Source organism: Shimazuella kribbensis DSM 45090 (assembly GCF_000428065.1).
GTDB classification, from domain to species: domain Bacteria; phylum Bacillota; class Bacilli; order Thermoactinomycetales; family Thermoactinomycetaceae; genus Shimazuella; species Shimazuella kribbensis.
In genome coordinates, this window is sequence record NZ_ATZF01000010.1 from 39,488 (window position 1) to 56,225 (window position 16,738).

Here is a 16,738-nt window from a genome sequence, read left to right on the forward strand (position 1 = left end):
ATCTGGTTTATTGTAACGAAGTAATAACGGATCATATTCTACAGTTTCCATCTTTTTTGTTTAAAAACACTTTTTGTTATCTGTACTACTCATAGTAATAGAATGATCCTACAAGAACTCTAATCCCTTTTAAATGAAAAAAAGACAAATTTGTCTTTTGGTTGATTTTATGTATTTGTATTAAAAAACATCGTAAAACCAGTCAATCTAAGGTCCAGTAAATAGTATAACATAAATGATGAGTATCATTCTTGTCACTCCTTATCATGTGCTAAAGGAATTGGTACCACAAGCCTGTTGTGGACAAACATGTTGTTTTCGACGCTGAATGAGAGTAGCAAACCAATTACCTTTTGGTGATGAAGTTCGATGATGAAGTTCTTCTGTAGTACTACGTTGACTGATTTTTACCATTTGTTGGAATTCATAATAGCTTTGCATTTCCTTCACCTCATATCAACTTTTCTTGATTTGATTATATATCAAAAAAAATTGATAGGTCAATACATATATCAAATTTTTTTGATGTTTTTTAATCCATAAATAAACTACTTTTTGAATCCCACAAACAAAAAAGCTCAGTTTCCACTGAGCTAATTTTTATTCGTATTTTTCCCTTCCTCTTGCAACACTCTTCTTAAAATCTTGCCTATCGCTGACTTTGGTAATTCATCTCGAAACTCATAAAGACGAGGTACTTTAAAGCTTGCTAGATTTTCCCGACAATGTTTATCAAGCTCAGAAGAAGTAACCGACATACCTTTTTTGAGTACGATATAAGCTTTAGTCGTCTCTCCTCGGTACGCATCTGGTACACCAATCACCACAACTTCATCAATAGCAGGATGTTCATACAATACTTCTTCGACTTCTCTGGGGTAAATATTAAACCCACCTGCAATGATCAAATCTTTGCGGCGATCGACAATATAGAAATAGCCTTCCTCATCCATCTTCGCCATATCTCCAGTAGCCAACCAACCATCTTTGATCACTTTGGCAGTTTCTTCTGGACGATTCCAATATCCTCTCATCACTTGCGGACCACGTATATGAAGCTCTCCGATCAATCCAGGTGCTAGTTCTTCCCCTGTTTCCATTGATACGATTTTACATTCCGTATCAGGCCATGGTAACCCAATCGTTGAACTTTTTTTCCGATCCCAGATCAAGTTCGCATGAGTAACAGGAGATGTTTCCGTTAGCCCATATCCTTCCACCAAGCGACCGCCTGTGAGTTTTTCAAATTTATCTTGGATCTCGACAGGCAATGGAGCAGAACCGCTAATACAAGCATCAATGGAGTGAAGGGCAAATCGATGAATTCGGGGATGATTGATAAGCGATACATACATAGTAGGAGCACCTGGAAAAATAGTAGGTTTTTCTTTGACGATTGTTTTGAGGATTTGATCACGATCAAATTTCGGAAGCAAAATCATCGTTGCTCCTAGTTTAAGTGCTAAGTTCATTACTACTGTCATTCCATATACATGAAAAAAAGGAAGAGCTCCGAGAATTTTTTCTTGTCCTTCTCGTGTTTTATACATCCAAGCTGCGGATTGATAGGCATTCACAATGAGATTCCGATGTGTAAGCATGGTACCTTTTGCTAAACCAGTTGTTCCACCTGTGTATTGCAGCAAAGCCAAATCATCAGCATTCTTAACTTCTTGTATTGGAATAGCGACAGGAATAAGATGCATCAAATTTGGAAAGAGGAATACATGGTCTTCACGAGGAATTTTGGGTATTTTTTTTTGGGTCAAAGGATAGAGCACTTTTTTGCGTAGTGGGAGGTATTGTGCAACACTTGTCACAACAATATGCTGTATATTCGTATGTGATTTGACTTTTTCCACTTTTTCAAATTGAATATCCAAACAAACTATCGTACTTGCACCCGAATCAGTTAACAAATGAGTCAATTCTCTGTTGGAGTACATAGGATTTACTTGTACAACAATAGCACCGAGGAACAAACTGGCGTAGTACGCTATTACGGCCTGTGGAATGTTAGGTAACATGATAGCAATGCGATCATCAGCCTTTACCCCAATTTGTCTCAATGCTGCTGCAAAACGATATGTTTCCTCCAATAAAAAAGAATAAGAAAGCTTCTTACCTAAAAAATGTATGGCTTCTCGCTCCGGATACTGTTTTACTGCATCAGTAAGCAATGCTGTAAGTGGTACATCTGGATAAGTTAATGTTTTTGGGATTTGAGGTGGGTATTGTTTTAGCCATGGTTTTGACAGTGTCATCCAGGCTCCCTCCTAAGGTGAATAAAATCACCACACAAATTAATAACTACTATCTTTATTGTATCCAACTATACCTAAAGTTTGCATCTTTTCTTTTTGACTTTTCACGCATTTTGTGCCTATTTTTTATTCTTTACGTTTTCTCTCCATATTTGATCAAGTAAGATGACAATCCCTACACCCACCAACAAGCCATTTCCAAAAATATATTGAATAATAGACGGGAATTTTTGGAATACCGGAAGAGGCAAGAACATCACCCCGATCCCCAATGATACAGATAAACTAAAAATCGTGATCCTTCTATCATCTAGTGTGGATTGAATCAATGTACGAATCCCGATTGCTAACATTTGAGCAAAGGAGGGCAAAATAGCTGCATAAGCAATTTGACTTGGTAACTGAGATAAAAAAGACATAACTGGTGGAAAACAGGATAAAACAATCAAAGCGATACATGCGACTTTTAATACATTTGTTTTGGTTTGGTTGGTGATCTTGACAAATCCAGCAGAAACAGTAAGGGAAACCATGCCAATAGTGGAGAAAATAGCTGAGATGATATGAGAGATACCACCTACCCAACCCGATTGATTTAATTTTTTCTTATCTGCTTTTTGCTCTTCTGGCACTACCTGATTGACTGCGGTAATACTTGCGACTGTATTAGACAACAGCACGATACCTATGAGTATCCCAGATATAATGCCACCCGCATCAAAGCGTGGTATACCCCAAGCAAAAACATGCGGTGCAGAAAAAAATGCATCGACATGCATGCTAGGACTATGTAAACCGATCCATAAAAAACAAATCCATCCAAGCCCAATTCCGATGAGTACATTATAAGTTTTCATCCACCCTTTTCCCCACATGGATAGTGCAAATACCAATACAAAGATAAAAACGGCTACTAGAGCTTCTTTTAGTGGAAAATAAGTGATATCAGATTGAATTCCCAACATCCCTTTGAGAAATACACCACTGAGCTGCAAAGATAATAAAACCAAGAATGTACTTGTCACCAAAGAAGTAAAAACGACCAACATTTTACTAAGCAGTCCTGTTAAACCAAAAATCACCATCACGATTCCTGCAACAATCAACATACCAATAAGTGAATTTAAAGTTGCTTTCGTAGCAGCGATCTGTCCCATAACAACAAATATACCAAGCCATATGCCTGCTGGACCGTCTATCAGAGGCAGACGATGGCCAAATGCTACTTGTAGAAACGTACTAATCCCAATGACAAAAAACGAGCGTTGGATGAATTCCGCTACTTCCACTGGCGATAAATGATACAATTGTCCAACAACAATGGGTACAGCAAGTCCATTTGCAATGAGAAAGATAAACCATTGTAAGGATCGTAAAGAATAACCCATTTCGTAACCTCCGATTTTTCTAGTAATATATATTTGGTAAATGAAAATGATTTTTACTTATAGGAGATATATGAGATGAATAAGTTGCCTGAAGATTTCATAGTACAAATGAAAGCAGAGCTACAATCAAACTTTCCTGCCTTTCTCGCTTCCTACGACAAAGAAGCGGTGAAGAGCCTTCGAACCAATATAATGAAAGTTTCACCCAAAACGCTGCAAAACATGATGCCTTTCTCACTGGAAGTTATCCCTTGGTGTTCAGATGGATATTATTTCCCATTACATACTCGCCCAGGAAAACACGTTTATCATGCAGCAGGTCTTTATTATATCCAAGAAGCAAGTGCGATGGCTCCTGTCGAAGCACTTGAACCGCAACCTGGCGAAAAAGTGCTGGACTTATGTGCAGCTCCAGGGGGGAAAACTACCCAAATCGCTGCAAAAATGAATGGAGAAGGGCTTTTGGTAGCAAATGAAGTGGATAACAAACGGTGTAAAGTACTTATCCAAAATTTAGAACGCTTTGGTGTAACAAATGCGGTAGTGTTAAACGAACAACCACATCGTTTTAGCGATCGCTTTTCTGCATTTTTTGATCGTATCTTGGTAGATGCACCATGTTCTGGCGAAGGTATGTTCCGAAAAGACGCTGAAGCATGTGAACATTGGAGCATAAAAAACAGTGAAAAATGCGCCGAACTTCAACAGTACATCTTGATCGAAGCAGCCAAAATGTTAAAACCTGGTGGTCGTCTTGTGTACTCTACCTGCACTTTTAATCAACGAGAAAATGAATCTACATTGGAACAATTTCTCCAATCCTTTCCTGATTTCCATCTTGTAAATGTCCCTAATCAGGAACATTTCCAGCCTGGACTAACTCCTTCAACCGTCCAATCTGCTCGTTTGTGGCCTCATCTACTTCATGGTGAAGGGCATTTCGTCGCTGTTTTGCAAAAAAAGGAAGCATCCTCAGAAGAAATAGGAAAAACAAAAAAAGCAAAAAAACAGCCCCGTATTCCGAAACAAATTGCGGCAGCTCTGGATACTTTTATGAAAGATACTTTCCTAGAACCTATTTCATTTGCTGGACATCTGATTCTTTATGGTGACCATTTATATGAAACTCCTCTTGGAATCCCATCTTTGGATCAATGTAAAGTAGCTCAGCCAGGAAGATATCTGGGAGAGATTCGTAAAGGTCGATTTTTGCCATCCCATGCATGGGCAATGACACTTTCACCTCGTAATCTCAAGCATGTACAAGCTTATACAAGTGCGGAACCAGAACTTTATAAATTTCTACAGGGTGAAACTGTATCAACTTCTCATCAAGCATGGACGTTGGTAACTGTTGACGGATATGCCCTTGGTTGGGGAAAAGGAGCTGGCGGAATCTTAAAAAATCATTACCCAAAATGGTTACGTTTTGTTTATGACCAACCAAAATAATGTTCATCTACCCAAGCTTTTTTACATATATTGCTAAGGCATATAGAACTTATGTAGATAAAAAAGCAATAAGGGAAAATAATAACATGACGTTAAAAGAACCAGCAAGCCATAAGTATTGGATAGCACTTGGTATGATTCAACCCGAATGGATTTATATGAGCCACTTTTTAGAAGAGGAAGAAGCGATAGAAGATTTATCACCTATTCCTCCCCCTACAGAAGTAAAGATTATCTTTCATCCTAGAATGGATTCATAAAAGCATTGCCATTGTGGTGATGCTTTTTCCTATAATTATGTTAACAAAACGTAAACTCATCTCCTTTTGTAAAGATTGTTATACTATCTATATACGAATTACGAAAATGAAAGAGGATAAACATGAGCAAACAAAAAAGATTAATAGTTGGAATCAGTGGAGCAACTGGTGTAATATATGGCATTCGTATATTGGAAGTCTTAAAAAAACTAGAAATCGAAAGTCACTTGGTTCTCTCCAAAGCAGCAGAGATGACATTACACTATGAAACAGATATGACAGTGAAAGAGCTAAGAAAATTAGCTGATATAAATTATGGGATCCAAGATGTAGGCGCTGCTATCTCAAGCGGTTCTTTTCATAACATGGGAATGATTGTAGCCCCATGTTCGATCAAAACCATGTCTGCAATCGCTCATACCATTACAGATAATCTTTTAACTCGCGCAGCTGATGTAGCTTTAAAAGAAAGAAGAAAATTGGTACTCCTTTTGAGGGAAACACCATTAACTGCGACACATATCAAAAATATGCTCGCTGTTACAGAAAGCGGCGGAATTATTGCCCCGCCAGTACCTGCTTTTTATATAAGACCAAATACATTAGAAGATATCGTTAATCATACTGTTGGACGAGCATTGGATCTATTTGGGATCGATACGGGTACAGTAGAACGATGGGGAGAAAAATAGACAAAGAGCATCTTTTCATAGATGCTCTTTTCATTCATTGTGCAAGTATTTGCTCCGTTGCAAGCTTTGCGCTAGCCATAGAACAATCAGCAAGTCTCCCCTCTTGTCCAACCCAGTCTCCAGCTACATACAATCCTTTTATTTCCGGTACCGATGGATGAGGAGCTGATCCTGCTCCATTATGGGCGGCCGTGTGAGTATCATTAGCTACTAAAATCTTAGGTAAGAATCGAGTAGCAACCACTTCTTGTTCCCAGCCAGGTTGTAATAATTCTAATAGTTCCATGAGTTCTTTTTTATCCATTTTAGCATCTGTTTTCACTTTATCGTCGTTATATTTTAATACATGCAACACATGAGATCCATTGTTACTGAGAGAAACAGAAAGCGAGTGAACTCCGAAATAGAAAGGTTGATCTAATCCAATTGCAAATACTTGATCGGAACGTGGAAGTTGTTTTAGTGCAACATCCAGACATGCCGCGTAGAGGGGGCGAGACTGTTCTTTCCAAGAACCTAAACTCATCTCGTCTGATCCTGGTACTAATCGACTTGCTTCATTTGGCCCTAGAGCAATTACTACATTTGAAGTGGATATGTTTGTACCATCTGCAAAATTCACCCCATGAACCACACCATCTTGATGATAGACATGTTCCACTTTGCAATTCGTTTGAATTTCCACTCCTAGCTGCACTGCTTTCTCAGCTAATATTTGGACAACAGTCTGCCAACCTTTCTCTACATACCGCACACCATTTCCTGCAAGTTGGCCTTGTCGGATAACATATCCAGCACTTAAGACTGTAGAATCATCACAATAGGCCCATTGTCTGCACATACCATAGAAAAATTCTTTTACTCGGCTATGTTTTATCTTTTCCTCTGTCCATTGTCTAATACTTATTCCATTTATAGCTTCTACATCAATGTTTTGTAATCCGCCCATTAGATTTACCCATTCTTGATTCTCATCATCCGTCAAATCAGTAGGAATATGTACGATTTCCCCTTGCTTTATCCCAATAAGCCCACTATTTGTCTTTTTGGCATACCCACCAGGAGGCAAACAATCCATTTCCGCTAATATTTGAAGTGCTGCCCCGCCTTCATACATCGCATGAGGGCCAAAGTTGAACAATGCTCCGTTTTTCTCTGTCGTTTGTGCATAGCCCCCTAATTGAGCTGCTTTCTCAAGCAGAATGACTGATTTCTCAGCTTTTGCTAAATAAATGGCAGCAGTTAATCCTGCAAGTCCACCACCAACGACTACTGCATCATAAGAATTCTTCTGCGTTTTCATTTACACAACCACCTTTAGTATAATTATTATAGAATCAGTTTTTGGAAAAATAAAAAGGACACTATTCTTGTAATTGTTTTGACTTTTATATTATAGATAACATATGTCTATAATATATCCAATAAGTATTTATGTCAAGAATAGTATCACTCTATATAGTTTTTTATTTTATTTTTCATATACAATCCATTTTAAAAAAATAGAATTATATCAATATTTCAATTGTTCTTTTACCATTTTATTTTTTTATACGAAGATGGTTACCTATTACATATCTGGAAATTCACTAGAAAGGTATTTGATATGCTTACTATCGTAAATTGATGGAACTAAGCCGCCAAAATAACCACTGTTAAAAAAAAGATTTGCAAAATAGTTCGTGGTACCAATTTTGGTGTTGGTTTTCCTCCAATTGTCAATCCTTCTTTCGCTGCTCTTATATTCGCAGGAAACATCCCTATCAACATAATGGTGAGACCTAATGAGGCGTATAGAGATGTTTGTGGAAAGACTAATCCTATAGCCCCTATGACTTCCAATATACCTGTTACTGTTACAAGTATATCTGGTCTAGGAAAAGAAGTTGGGATCATTCGGATTAGATCCTCTCTCCGTTTACCCCAATGAGCAGAAGCTGTGAGCAAAAACATGATGGCAACGGATACTTGTAATGAGGTATGCCACTCATCAAAGTAAGCTACTCCTGCAAGGCCTAAACCTCGAAATAACAAAAATGCTCCTACCAATACATAGAACGGTATCATTCTTACTCCTCCTTCAAATTAATTACTTTTTTGATAATTGATCCTGAATAAACAAGGAAAAATCTTTGCTGTCAAAGTTATTTTCTTTTCTTGGAATAACGGATCGAAGTCTTAGACCAAATGAGATCAATACAAACATCTCTGCCCATTTTTCAGCATCTAACGTTTTAGATATAACACTATGTCTTTGACCCGTTTTAATCCACTCAATGGAATTGGTATAAGACTGCTCATAAAAATGAGTTAATACATTTTCAACTATGGGCTGCTGAGCTTTACTAAGCAAATACATCAATACTTGATTCGTTATATCATGCTGATCTTCTAATGCACTGAAACTTTCCGCGATCTGTAGCATGGGCTGATCAAAATTAGGATTTTGCGCTACTTGTTGAAAAAAATTTTTGTTGATCATATCCAAACGATCTTGCAGAACCCATGCAAAGAGCTCATCTTTGCTTTTTACATAATGAAAGATAGCCCCTTTGGACAGCCCGGATTCCTGCATAATATCTGCCATCCTAATAGCATCGCATCCCTTTTCTAGAATAAGTTTTTTTATCGTATCCAATAATAATTTTTGAGTCTGCAAACGACGTTCTTCTTGTTTCATATTCATGCCTCCTAAAGATAACTCCATTATATATACCGACCAACGGTTTGTAAATAGAAAATGTTTATTTCTTTATCATTTTCAAATTGAATTGATTTTAAAACTAGAAGTGCTGTTAGAATGGCAAATTAATTTCACAATTATGGGATGTTATCTTTATCAAAATAAATTAATATTTAATTTGTTGGCTTCAAATACCAACACCTGTCACTCAACCTAGAAGGGACACCCCATGGCTGAAGAAGAGCAGAGTGTGCCCGCAGGCGACGATGTCAGTCCGGGCTCTCCGGATCAGTCGCAGGCCGAGCACGAGGAGGCTCTCCGTCAGTATCGAGGCTAGGAACTCCTAGTCCTCTCCGGTTGAAAACTGGTGCGGCATCGCAAATCGCAATGCCGCACCAGCCACAATAATATAGATAGAAAATATAAAAAAGAGTCAGACGCTAAAATGCGCTGGCTCTTTTTACAGGCTTCCATAGAATAATATGCATGTATTGGAACATTCAAAAATAAGTTAAAAAGCCTAAGATTAAACATCCTAGACTGTGTTTTATGTACTCCGAGTGGCGCTAGAGCACCACTCGGAAGCAGGGATCATGCAGTCATTACTTCATGTCAGGCTTTACTTCAGTGGCGCGGATCCTTACTGTTGACTTTGAAATGGCCTTGTAACTGTGGAGATTATCACCCATCTCTACTGCACCATCCATACCGAGGGTAAAGCAGATCTCTTCTTCATTTTCTGAAGAAAATGGAGTGATTCCCTCCTGAGCACTGCTCACCGTCAAGGAGATGCCATTATCACTCTGTCCAGAGTGAAGTGGAATCGATGATGAATTTACATACATCTTCCACTCACCAAAGACCGTGAACTTCTGCTGGGTAGGCATCTTAACATGAACAACAGACATGATACCCCTTGCTATGAGTAAAGGTTTCTATTTTTTCTCTCCGTCGCATTATAACACAAATTGTTTGACAAAATACGATGGATTTAAAGGTTCACCTGTAGCTCCTTGAATCAAACCTCTCCAATCCGTTCGATCTCCTGGCTGAAATATCTTTTGAATAAAGAATTGCCCTGTTTTCTCGGTGAAAATTTCAGATGAAACGTGTTGGAGAATATAATTGTTCATTTGTGATGCCATCAATTCTCCAAGCAAGTAGTTTTGATAATAAACAGGGGCGATCGTGAAATGAATTTTAGCCGCCCAATGGGGGTAATCTTGGTCTTTTGGCGGTTCAACACCTTGAATTTCCTTCACCAACTTCCACCAAAGACGATTTAAATCTTGATCTGGATTGCGATACAATTCTCTTTCGAAAAATACAAAAGTAATGATCCATCGTGCCATGATCAGCATTTTTCGTTGTTGCATCTTTTGTTGAAGAGGCATCCATGTAGTTAACTCATCTTTGGAAAGTCCCATAAATTTATGTAGCCATTCTTCCTCTTTCGCCATACGACCAAAAAACATGGCAACTGCTTCTGTTGTAAATATATGAGCATGAGTACGAATGAGAAAAGGAAGATCTCGATCAACATATTTATCATAGACGGCATGCCCAAATTCATGAAGCATCGTCTCAAGCCAATATTGATTGGATTGAATATTGCACAATACACGAACATCACCTTGACGATCCATATCCAAACAGAAAGCATGCTGGTTTTTGTTTGGGCGCTCATATAAGTCACTCTTTGCAAGCAGGTCACGAATTTCCATGCCAAGCGAAGAGAAAGTGTCAATCGTTAGCTGTTCAATATTTTTTCCTTGGAGATGCGGTGTTAAATCGGTACCTGGTACAGATGGAGCTTCTTGAAAGAATGGGTCGTGGTAATGCCAAGGGTAGAGCTCTTTATCTGCGATACCATATTGCTTTCTTAATTCATCGTCTAACTCCGCTTTTACACGCTGAAATGGTTCATTTGTTTGTTTGACGAGATCTTCAAATACAGCAAAAACTTCGGCTAAATCAAGCTCTGCAAGTTCAAATGACATCTCATAGTGATCTTTGTAGCCTAGAGATTGTGCAGCTTTATTACGAAGCTTGACTAATTGTAACAGCCCAGACTCTACTTCTTTGCCAATTTGTTTGCTCGCATGCCAAATTTTTTCTCGTTCCGTCACATCGGTACTATTTAATAAAGCTTCTCTTATTTCGTTTTCTGTTACTGCCTTTCCATCAACTTTTGCACGAAACGTATTAAATTGATTACTCAATGTAGAAGAAAGCTCAACTAGCTCATGAATAATCTCAGACGAAAGCTGGTTAGAGAAAGCATCCTGATAAAGACGTTCTATTTGTCTAGCTTCTAGGCTGTTTGACTTAACCTCTTGTTTCAATGCTTGTATTTTTTCAAAACGATGGGCATCCGAAACATACTGACGATAAGCCTTTTCTGCTTCCATTTCGGTAATTTGCCATTTTTGCTCACCTGTTGTATTTACATTCCACATTGCTTCACTCAATGTTTGCAACATGGCACTTAACTTTTTATTTTCATCACGAAGAAATGAATCCATTGACCGTTCCCCCCTGTTTTGCCTTCTAATATCTATCTTATGGTGTAGACGGTAATATAATTTACAGCAGCGCTCTCTTCGCCTAGCTTACTTTGCTAATCTTTTTTTAATCGTAAGATAACGACGTATTTCATTCATAATCAGAAAGAGTGTTGCCCTCATATCAAACTCTTCTTCTGTCCGTGGCAGTGGCATTTTACGATATTTTTCACTCATTTTATCAAGCTGGTCTAAATACAGATCCGCCGTATTTCCCGGATGAATACCTTCCGCTATCTGATCTAAGAAATCGGCTAGCTTCTCTCCAAGGTCCGTATGGGGATGAAAACGGACCAAATGCGGCAAGAGGTGATCCAGTACATCAAACTGTTTATCCCGCATCTGGAAGTATCGATAAAATTTTAATTCCTCTTCATCAAAGCGATTTTCTACATTGTGAATCGCTCTTTCTTTTGCTTCTTTCAATAACCTGTTGGTCTCAACAATCTCTATTCCGCTCCAATCATGATCTCCTTCTCGTAAATAACGAGACATTTCATGAAAAATAATACCAAAGTTCTCTTCAATTTTTTGTTGGTAACGACGCAACTCTTGATCTGCACTTGGCATAAACAGATTCAATATGAGACCAACACTAATACCAATTACCATAAGAGCAAGTTCATTCACGATAAACTGCCATGTGATATGCTTCATCACATATAAATGAAAAATAAAAACAGAGCTTGCAATCACACTTTCTTTAGCCTTGAAACGAATCATCAAAGGAATACTGATAAGCAAAATAAGGGTGATCGTCCATGGATTGTAACCGACGAACGTAAACATCATTGCTGCAACACTTAGACCGATCAGACACGCTAAAAAACGTTGCCACGCAATTTCATATGATTTTTTTCTTGTTCTTTGGATACATAACATAGTAACGGTACCAGCAGATGCGTAAAAAGTGAGCTGAAATGCTTGGGCAACTGCAATGGAAATAGCCGCTCCGATAGCTGTTTTTAGGATTCTAGAACCAATTTTCACTACGAGTCACCCTCAATGTGCTGTGTGTCTTTGTCGTTTCGTTTATGTTGCGTAAAAATAAAACCATAGGATACCGACGATCAAAAAGAGCAGGGACACCCCACCTAAAATGGGAGGTAAATATTTCATTATTCTTCCCTCACTTTAATTCTACTACTGTAACTCCTAAACCGCCCTCGCTATATTCTCCATTCCGATAAGAAGCAACACGGCGATGTTTTGCTAAATAAGTATGAACTCCTTTGCGCAGAGCCCCAGTACCTTTTCCATGAATAAGATGAATTTGTTTAAACCCAGCAAGGATTGCATCATCCAAATACTTTTCAATATCCAACAATGCTTCTTCGACAAGTTTGCCTCTTAAATCTATTTCCGATTTAACAAAAGAACGACTACGTACAGAAGTGATTGGTTTGGTAGTGGAAACAGTCGATTTTAGTTTGGTAAGTCCAGTGCGATTCAATACCAACTTCAGTGAACCTACCTGGACACGATATTGATTATCTGTAAGTATTTCTACTACTGTACCCTTTTGACCAAAACTTTTTGCCTTTACTTCATCCCCTACTGATAAAAGTTCCGTTTCAGGTGCAAATGTTTCAACTGGAGCAACCAGTGTAACACCTGGATTTGCTTGTTCTAATTTGCTCCTTGCTTCGGTAAGTTTATGTTCTTTTATATCTTGAGGCCTCTCTTTTGCCCAAGCCCGAAGTTCCGTCAATACTTCCTCTGCTTCTCTTGTAGCTTTGTTGACAATGGAACGAGCCTCTTGTCTTGCTTTTTCATGCAATTGATGCTTTTCTTCTTCCCAATGTTGCCATTTCCCCCGTACATCTTGATACAACTTTTCAGCTTCTTCTCTCAGGTGTAATGCTCGTGTACCTTCTTCCTCTGCTTCCCGTTTCGCTTTGGCTAAGGAAGTGATCACTTCTTCCAATCTGCTCTCTTCTTGTGAAATTTCTTCTTTCGCCGCCTCGATGATTGCATCTGACAAACCTAATCGCTTGGCGATGGAAAACGCATTGGATTCACCAGGAACTCCTACTTCCAACTTATATGTGGGTCGCAGTGTTTCGACATCAAATTGGACACTTGCATTTACAGCATTGGGGTGAGTATGAGCAAACACTTTTAATTCACTATAGTGGGTTGTCGCTACAATCGAGCAACCCTTCTTCAGCACATGATTTAAGATAGCGACTGCCATCGCAGCACCTTCTGTAGGGTCAGTACCAGCACCCAATTCATCAAAGAGAACCAAACCGCGATGATCGATTTTATCTAGAATTCGAATGATTTTAGTCATATGGCTGGAAAATGTACTTAAACTTTGTTCGATACTTTGCTCATCCCCAATATCTGCAAAGATACCACTAAATACAGGCATCACGGTACCTTCTAATACAGGGATAGGAAAGCCACTTTGCGTCATCAAAGCAAGTAATCCTACCGTTTTTAACGTTACGGTTTTTCCACCTGTATTTGGACCTGTAATAATAATAGCTTGTGTATCCTTACCAAGCATCAAGTCAATCGGTACAGCCGTTTCTCTTGCTAACAAAGGATGACGAGCTTGTTTTAAAACGAGCGGTCCCTTATTTGTCAGTTTTGGCACCATTGCTCGCTGTATTCTGGCAAATTCAGCTTTGGCAAATAGACCATCTAACTCACCAAGGATGGCTATATTTTGTGTTAATTCATTGGTAACTTCCGCTACTAAATCAGACAAAGCTGATAATATTTTATCGATTTCTCTGGATTCATCTAACTCCCATGTTCTCAGTTGGTTGTTCAAAGCTACTACGGATGCAGGTTCCACATACAAAGTAGCACCTGAGGCCGATTGATCATGAACAATTCCAGCGAGTGACCCACGATACTCTGCTTTAATCGGAATCACGTAACGATCGTTACGTATCGTAATTAACGATTCTTGTAGCATCTTTTGAATCCGAGTAGAACGTAACATCTGGTGCAATGTCTCTTGAATTCGTTGTCTGCCTGACACTAACTTCTGTCGAATAGAACGCAGCTCAACACTCGCAGCGCTTTTCACATCGAGATCTTCCCCAATACAACGTTTAATCTCTTCTTCTAGCTCATCCAAACTCGCTATTTGTTCGCAGTTTTTTCGCAAATACGTCAATGGGACATTTTCTTCGGGAAGTTGCCGCATGGAAGATTTGATTTGTCTTCCTGCATGGATGGTCGTTGCAATATCCCAACACTCTTCTATCTGCAAGATACTTCCTTTTGTTACGCGTTTTAATGCATTTCGAATATCTTCTAATCCGTAAAGCGAAACTTCCCCTCTCAAGCGTAAGAAGTCCATCGCTTCTGCGGTTATTTGAAGTTGATGTTCTACTTGGTGAAAATTTGCAGAAGGCTCTACTTTTTCTATTTCTTCTTTTCCAAGTGAAGTCACCGTTAAATTTTTAATCATTTCTTTGATTTGTGTATATTCCAATGCATTCCAAGACGAATGTTCCACTATGTTACACCTCCGTGCTACAAACATTCTTATTATACCATTATAGGAGTAAAAAACGGCAATGGATGCAGACTATGTCTAGGAGGTGGATTATTTTGCGCCATGTTATTCGCTTTATCGTTTCTGCTATCGTCTTAGCCTTAGTCGCTTTTTTGATTCCTGGATTCTCCATCGCAGGTTTTGGATCTGTCTTGTTAGCAGCTCTGGCTATTATGGTGGTGGGTTGGTTGGTCGAAGCACTTACACGCAATCGCATCACACCCTATGGCAGGGGAGTAGTAGGATTTTTAGTAAGTGCAGGTATCTTATACGTGATTCAATTTATCATTCCTGGTTATCGAATTGGCTTTTTCTCTGCGTTAGTGGCATCAATGCTCATCGGAATCATCGATATTTTTGTACCCACTACGCGATCCAAGGCTCCAATTGAATAAACCATTCTTCTTATCCATCAGAAAGGACAGCATAAAGAAAAGGTTACTGAATTTACAACAGTAACCTTTTTTTTCTAAGCTTTTATTTACAAAAAATATGTTTACCAATCTTTTTGATCTGCGGTCTTCCCCATATCCACTTTGAAGTTGCGGTAACTGGATTGAAATAATACGTCGCTCCACTGGAAGGGTCCCATCCATTAATCGCATCCGATACTGCTTTTCTAGCTGTAGCGTTGGGAGTAAGCCATATCTGCCCATCTGCAACTGCCGTAAAAGCCAATGGTTCAAAAAGTATACCTGAAATAGTGTTGGGGAAATTGGAACTTTCCAAACGATTGAGTATTACTGCTGCAACTGCTACTTGCCCTGTATATGGCTCTCCTCTTGCTTCTCCATAAACAGCTTGGGATAACAATTTTAGATCTTGGGCTGAAAATCCACTAGATGATTGTACCGGTTTGGAAGTTGTGCCACTTGGCCTCCAAGCCTTGGTCGCTCCCCATAATTTTAATTTTGTTTTTCCGCCTACTACGCCATCGGACTTAAGACCAAATTTCCATTGAAACCAAGTTACTGCATTTTTTGTTTTCGCTCCAAATGAACCGTCTATTTTTCCAGCATAGTACCCTAGATGCTTCAATCTGCCTTGCAGTTCATAGACATCTCCTCCACTCGATCCATAACGGAGAGTGGTCTTACCAAATGCATTTGCCTCTACTTTCCCACTCCCCAAGAAAAAGGGAACAAACAAAACAAAAAGCAGGGTTAACACAACCCATTTCTTTCTCAACTGTCCTACACAACCTTTCTCTTAGGTTGGAATTTAACAGTATTATTCCTCTTTCTAAGATACCTATTCATATGGATTTATCTTTTAGAGAAAACCAAAACTACTATTCTTATTATTCATAAATAATCCATCATTCTTATTACATTTTCTTACTTTATCGTTTATGCTTATATCAGAGGTCTGGACAAGGAAAGTCTTTGTCTTCAACACCTCTGGAGTTCATATGTTCCTAGCTCTGGCATCTGAGGATCCGGCGGACATCTGGGTCGGAGGTATCTTCATCGGTATCTTCTTGATCTATGGTCTCTTCGCTGTGCTACGGAGGCTGAAGCGGAAGTGAGCTCATTGTGCAGTCGGGGACCTCAGGGGACCCGGCTGCACACGAGAAAATGTACATATACTTTTATTCTATAAACCAATAAAAAAACCCACTTCCGCGAATAAGAAGTGGGTTTTTGGTCGTTCCATACTAGATGGTTTCATCTTCAACAAGGTGCATCAGTTCATCAAACTCTTGTTTTAGTCGCAAAAATTCGTCAGCTATGTTACAAGCAGATAATACAGCTAATTTGGTGGTGTCTAAACGTGGGTTCATCTCCGCAAGTTCACGCATCTTGTGATCCACAAGACTAGCCACCTCACGCATATGTGCTGGGTTAGCTTTGCTGACTATGGGGTAAGATTGACCATATATTTCGACAGACATTTTGTTTTTGCTCATAGAACC

16 protein-coding genes are annotated in these 16,738 nt (G+C 38.9%); 4 read left to right on the plus strand and 12 right to left on the minus strand.

Annotated features, from left to right (window positions below):
• Nucleotides 1-264: 264 nt before the first annotated feature.
• From A3GQ_RS27100 to A3GQ_RS0113085, 3 genes are all read right to left on the minus strand, one after another.
• Nucleotides 265-441, minus strand: a complete 177-nt coding sequence (locus tag A3GQ_RS27100; protein WP_156877711.1) for a hypothetical protein — start codon at nt 439-441, stop codon at nt 265-267.
• 152 nt (nt 442-593) lie between these two features.
• The gene (locus A3GQ_RS0113080) at nt 594-2,264 is read right to left on the minus strand and encodes an AMP-binding protein (protein WP_028777423.1); all 1,671 of its coding nucleotides are present in this window, start codon (nt 2,262-2,264) and stop codon (nt 594-596) included.
• Nucleotides 2,265-2,383: 119 nt separating this feature from the next.
• The gene (locus A3GQ_RS0113085) at nt 2,384-3,652 is read right to left on the minus strand and encodes a purine/pyrimidine permease (protein WP_028777424.1); all 1,269 of its coding nucleotides are present in this window, start codon (nt 3,650-3,652) and stop codon (nt 2,384-2,386) included.
• A gap of 75 nt (nt 3,653-3,727) precedes the next feature.
• Between A3GQ_RS0113085 and A3GQ_RS0113090 the strand changes: the two genes are divergently transcribed.
• From A3GQ_RS0113090 to A3GQ_RS0113100, 3 genes are all read left to right on the plus strand, one after another.
• Entirely contained in the window at nt 3,728-5,104 is a 1,377-nt protein-coding gene (locus tag A3GQ_RS0113090; RefSeq protein WP_028777425.1) for an RsmB/NOP family class I SAM-dependent RNA methyltransferase, read from the plus strand.
• 86 nt (nt 5,105-5,190) lie between these two features.
• Nucleotides 5,191-5,364, plus strand: a complete 174-nt coding sequence (locus tag A3GQ_RS27105) for a hypothetical protein (protein WP_156877712.1) — start codon at nt 5,191-5,193, stop codon at nt 5,362-5,364.
• Between the two features lie 122 nt (nt 5,365-5,486).
• On the plus strand, nt 5,487-6,056 hold the full coding sequence (locus tag A3GQ_RS0113100) for a UbiX family flavin prenyltransferase (protein WP_028777426.1): 570 nt from the start codon (nt 5,487-5,489) through the stop codon (nt 6,054-6,056).
• 34 nt (nt 6,057-6,090) lie between these two features.
• Here the strand turns inward: A3GQ_RS0113100 and A3GQ_RS0113105 are convergent, their stop codons facing one another.
• The 7 genes from A3GQ_RS0113105 to A3GQ_RS0113140 form a co-directional block, all read right to left on the minus strand.
• Nucleotides 6,091-7,359: a phytoene desaturase family protein gene (locus tag A3GQ_RS0113105; protein ID WP_028777427.1), complete on the minus strand. Its 1,269-nt coding sequence runs from the start codon at nt 7,357-7,359 to the stop codon at nt 6,091-6,093.
• A gap of 329 nt (nt 7,360-7,688) precedes the next feature.
• A complete protein-coding gene (locus A3GQ_RS0113110; RefSeq protein WP_028777428.1) occupies nt 7,689-8,123 on the minus strand; it encodes a DoxX family protein in 435 nt (144 codons plus the stop codon).
• Nucleotides 8,124-8,145: 22 nt separating this feature from the next.
• Nucleotides 8,146-8,736, minus strand: a complete 591-nt coding sequence (locus tag A3GQ_RS0113115) for a TetR/AcrR family transcriptional regulator (protein ID WP_028777429.1) — start codon at nt 8,734-8,736, stop codon at nt 8,146-8,148.
• A 605-nt stretch (nt 8,737-9,341) separates the two neighbouring features.
• Entirely contained in the window at nt 9,342-9,647 is a 306-nt protein-coding gene (locus tag A3GQ_RS0113125; RefSeq protein ID WP_028777430.1) for a hypothetical protein, read from the minus strand.
• A gap of 48 nt (nt 9,648-9,695) precedes the next feature.
• Nucleotides 9,696-11,264: a M2 family metallopeptidase gene (locus A3GQ_RS0113130; protein ID WP_037464935.1), complete on the minus strand. Its 1,569-nt coding sequence runs from the start codon at nt 11,262-11,264 to the stop codon at nt 9,696-9,698.
• Between the two features lie 87 nt (nt 11,265-11,351).
• Nucleotides 11,352-12,293, minus strand: coding sequence for an aromatic acid exporter family protein (locus tag A3GQ_RS0113135; RefSeq protein ID WP_028777432.1), 942 nt, complete (start codon nt 12,291-12,293; stop codon nt 11,352-11,354).
• A 139-nt stretch (nt 12,294-12,432) separates the two neighbouring features.
• Nucleotides 12,433-14,784 carry an endonuclease MutS2 gene (locus tag A3GQ_RS0113140; protein ID WP_028777433.1) on the minus strand — a complete coding sequence of 784 codons (2,352 nt, stop codon included), beginning with the start codon at nt 14,782-14,784 and terminating at the stop codon, nt 12,433-12,435.
• Nucleotides 14,785-14,858: 74 nt separating this feature from the next.
• Here A3GQ_RS0113140 and A3GQ_RS0113145 point away from each other — a divergent pair, with 74 nt between their 5' ends.
• Nucleotides 14,859-15,218, plus strand: coding sequence for a phage holin family protein (locus A3GQ_RS0113145; RefSeq protein WP_037464939.1), 360 nt, complete (start codon nt 14,859-14,861; stop codon nt 15,216-15,218).
• An 82-nt stretch (nt 15,219-15,300) separates the two neighbouring features.
• On the opposite strand, the gene sleB is transcribed toward A3GQ_RS0113145, so the two are convergent.
• Nucleotides 15,301-16,011 carry a spore cortex-lytic enzyme gene (gene sleB, locus A3GQ_RS0113150; RefSeq protein WP_028777435.1) on the minus strand — a complete coding sequence of 237 codons (711 nt, stop codon included), beginning with the start codon at nt 16,009-16,011 and terminating at the stop codon, nt 15,301-15,303.
• Nucleotides 16,012-16,480: 469 nt separating this feature from the next.
• The gene (gene zapA, locus A3GQ_RS0113160) at nt 16,481-16,732 is read right to left on the minus strand and encodes a cell division protein ZapA (protein WP_028777436.1); all 252 of its coding nucleotides are present in this window, start codon (nt 16,730-16,732) and stop codon (nt 16,481-16,483) included.
• Nucleotides 16,733-16,738 lie beyond the last annotated feature (6 nt).

What these genes read in the sequence shown, in the direction of transcription:
- A3GQ_RS27100 (WP_156877711.1), bottom strand. Translation starts at nt 441, where the DNA reads ATGCAAAGCTATTATGAATTCCAACAAATGGTAAAAATCAGTCAACGT.
- A3GQ_RS0113080 (WP_028777423.1), bottom strand. Translation starts at nt 2,264, where the DNA reads ATGACACTGTCAAAACCATGGCTAAAACAATACCCACCTCAAATCCCA.
- A3GQ_RS0113085 (WP_028777424.1), bottom strand. Translation starts at nt 3,652, where the DNA reads ATGGGTTATTCTTTACGATCCTTACAATGGTTTATCTTTCTCATTGCA.
- A3GQ_RS0113090 (WP_028777425.1), top strand. Translation starts at nt 3,728, where the DNA reads ATGAATAAGTTGCCTGAAGATTTCATAGTACAAATGAAAGCAGAGCTA.
- A3GQ_RS27105 (WP_156877712.1), top strand. Translation starts at nt 5,191, where the DNA reads ATGACGTTAAAAGAACCAGCAAGCCATAAGTATTGGATAGCACTTGGT.
- A3GQ_RS0113100 (WP_028777426.1), top strand. Translation starts at nt 5,487, where the DNA reads ATGAGCAAACAAAAAAGATTAATAGTTGGAATCAGTGGAGCAACTGGT.
- A3GQ_RS0113105 (WP_028777427.1), bottom strand. Translation starts at nt 7,359, where the DNA reads ATGAAAACGCAGAAGAATTCTTATGATGCAGTAGTCGTTGGTGGTGGA.
- A3GQ_RS0113110 (WP_028777428.1), bottom strand. Translation starts at nt 8,123, where the DNA reads ATGATACCGTTCTATGTATTGGTAGGAGCATTTTTGTTATTTCGAGGT.
- A3GQ_RS0113115 (WP_028777429.1), bottom strand. Translation starts at nt 8,736, where the DNA reads ATGAAACAAGAAGAACGTCGTTTGCAGACTCAAAAATTATTATTGGAT.
- A3GQ_RS0113125 (WP_028777430.1), bottom strand. Translation starts at nt 9,647, where the DNA reads ATGTCTGTTGTTCATGTTAAGATGCCTACCCAGCAGAAGTTCACGGTC.
- A3GQ_RS0113130 (WP_037464935.1), bottom strand. Translation starts at nt 11,264, where the DNA reads ATGGATTCATTTCTTCGTGATGAAAATAAAAAGTTAAGTGCCATGTTG.
- A3GQ_RS0113145 (WP_037464939.1), top strand. Translation starts at nt 14,859, where the DNA reads ATGTCTAGGAGGTGGATTATTTTGCGCCATGTTATTCGCTTTATCGTT.
- zapA (WP_028777436.1), bottom strand. Translation starts at nt 16,732, where the DNA reads ATGAGCAAAAACAAAATGTCTGTCGAAATATATGGTCAATCTTACCCC.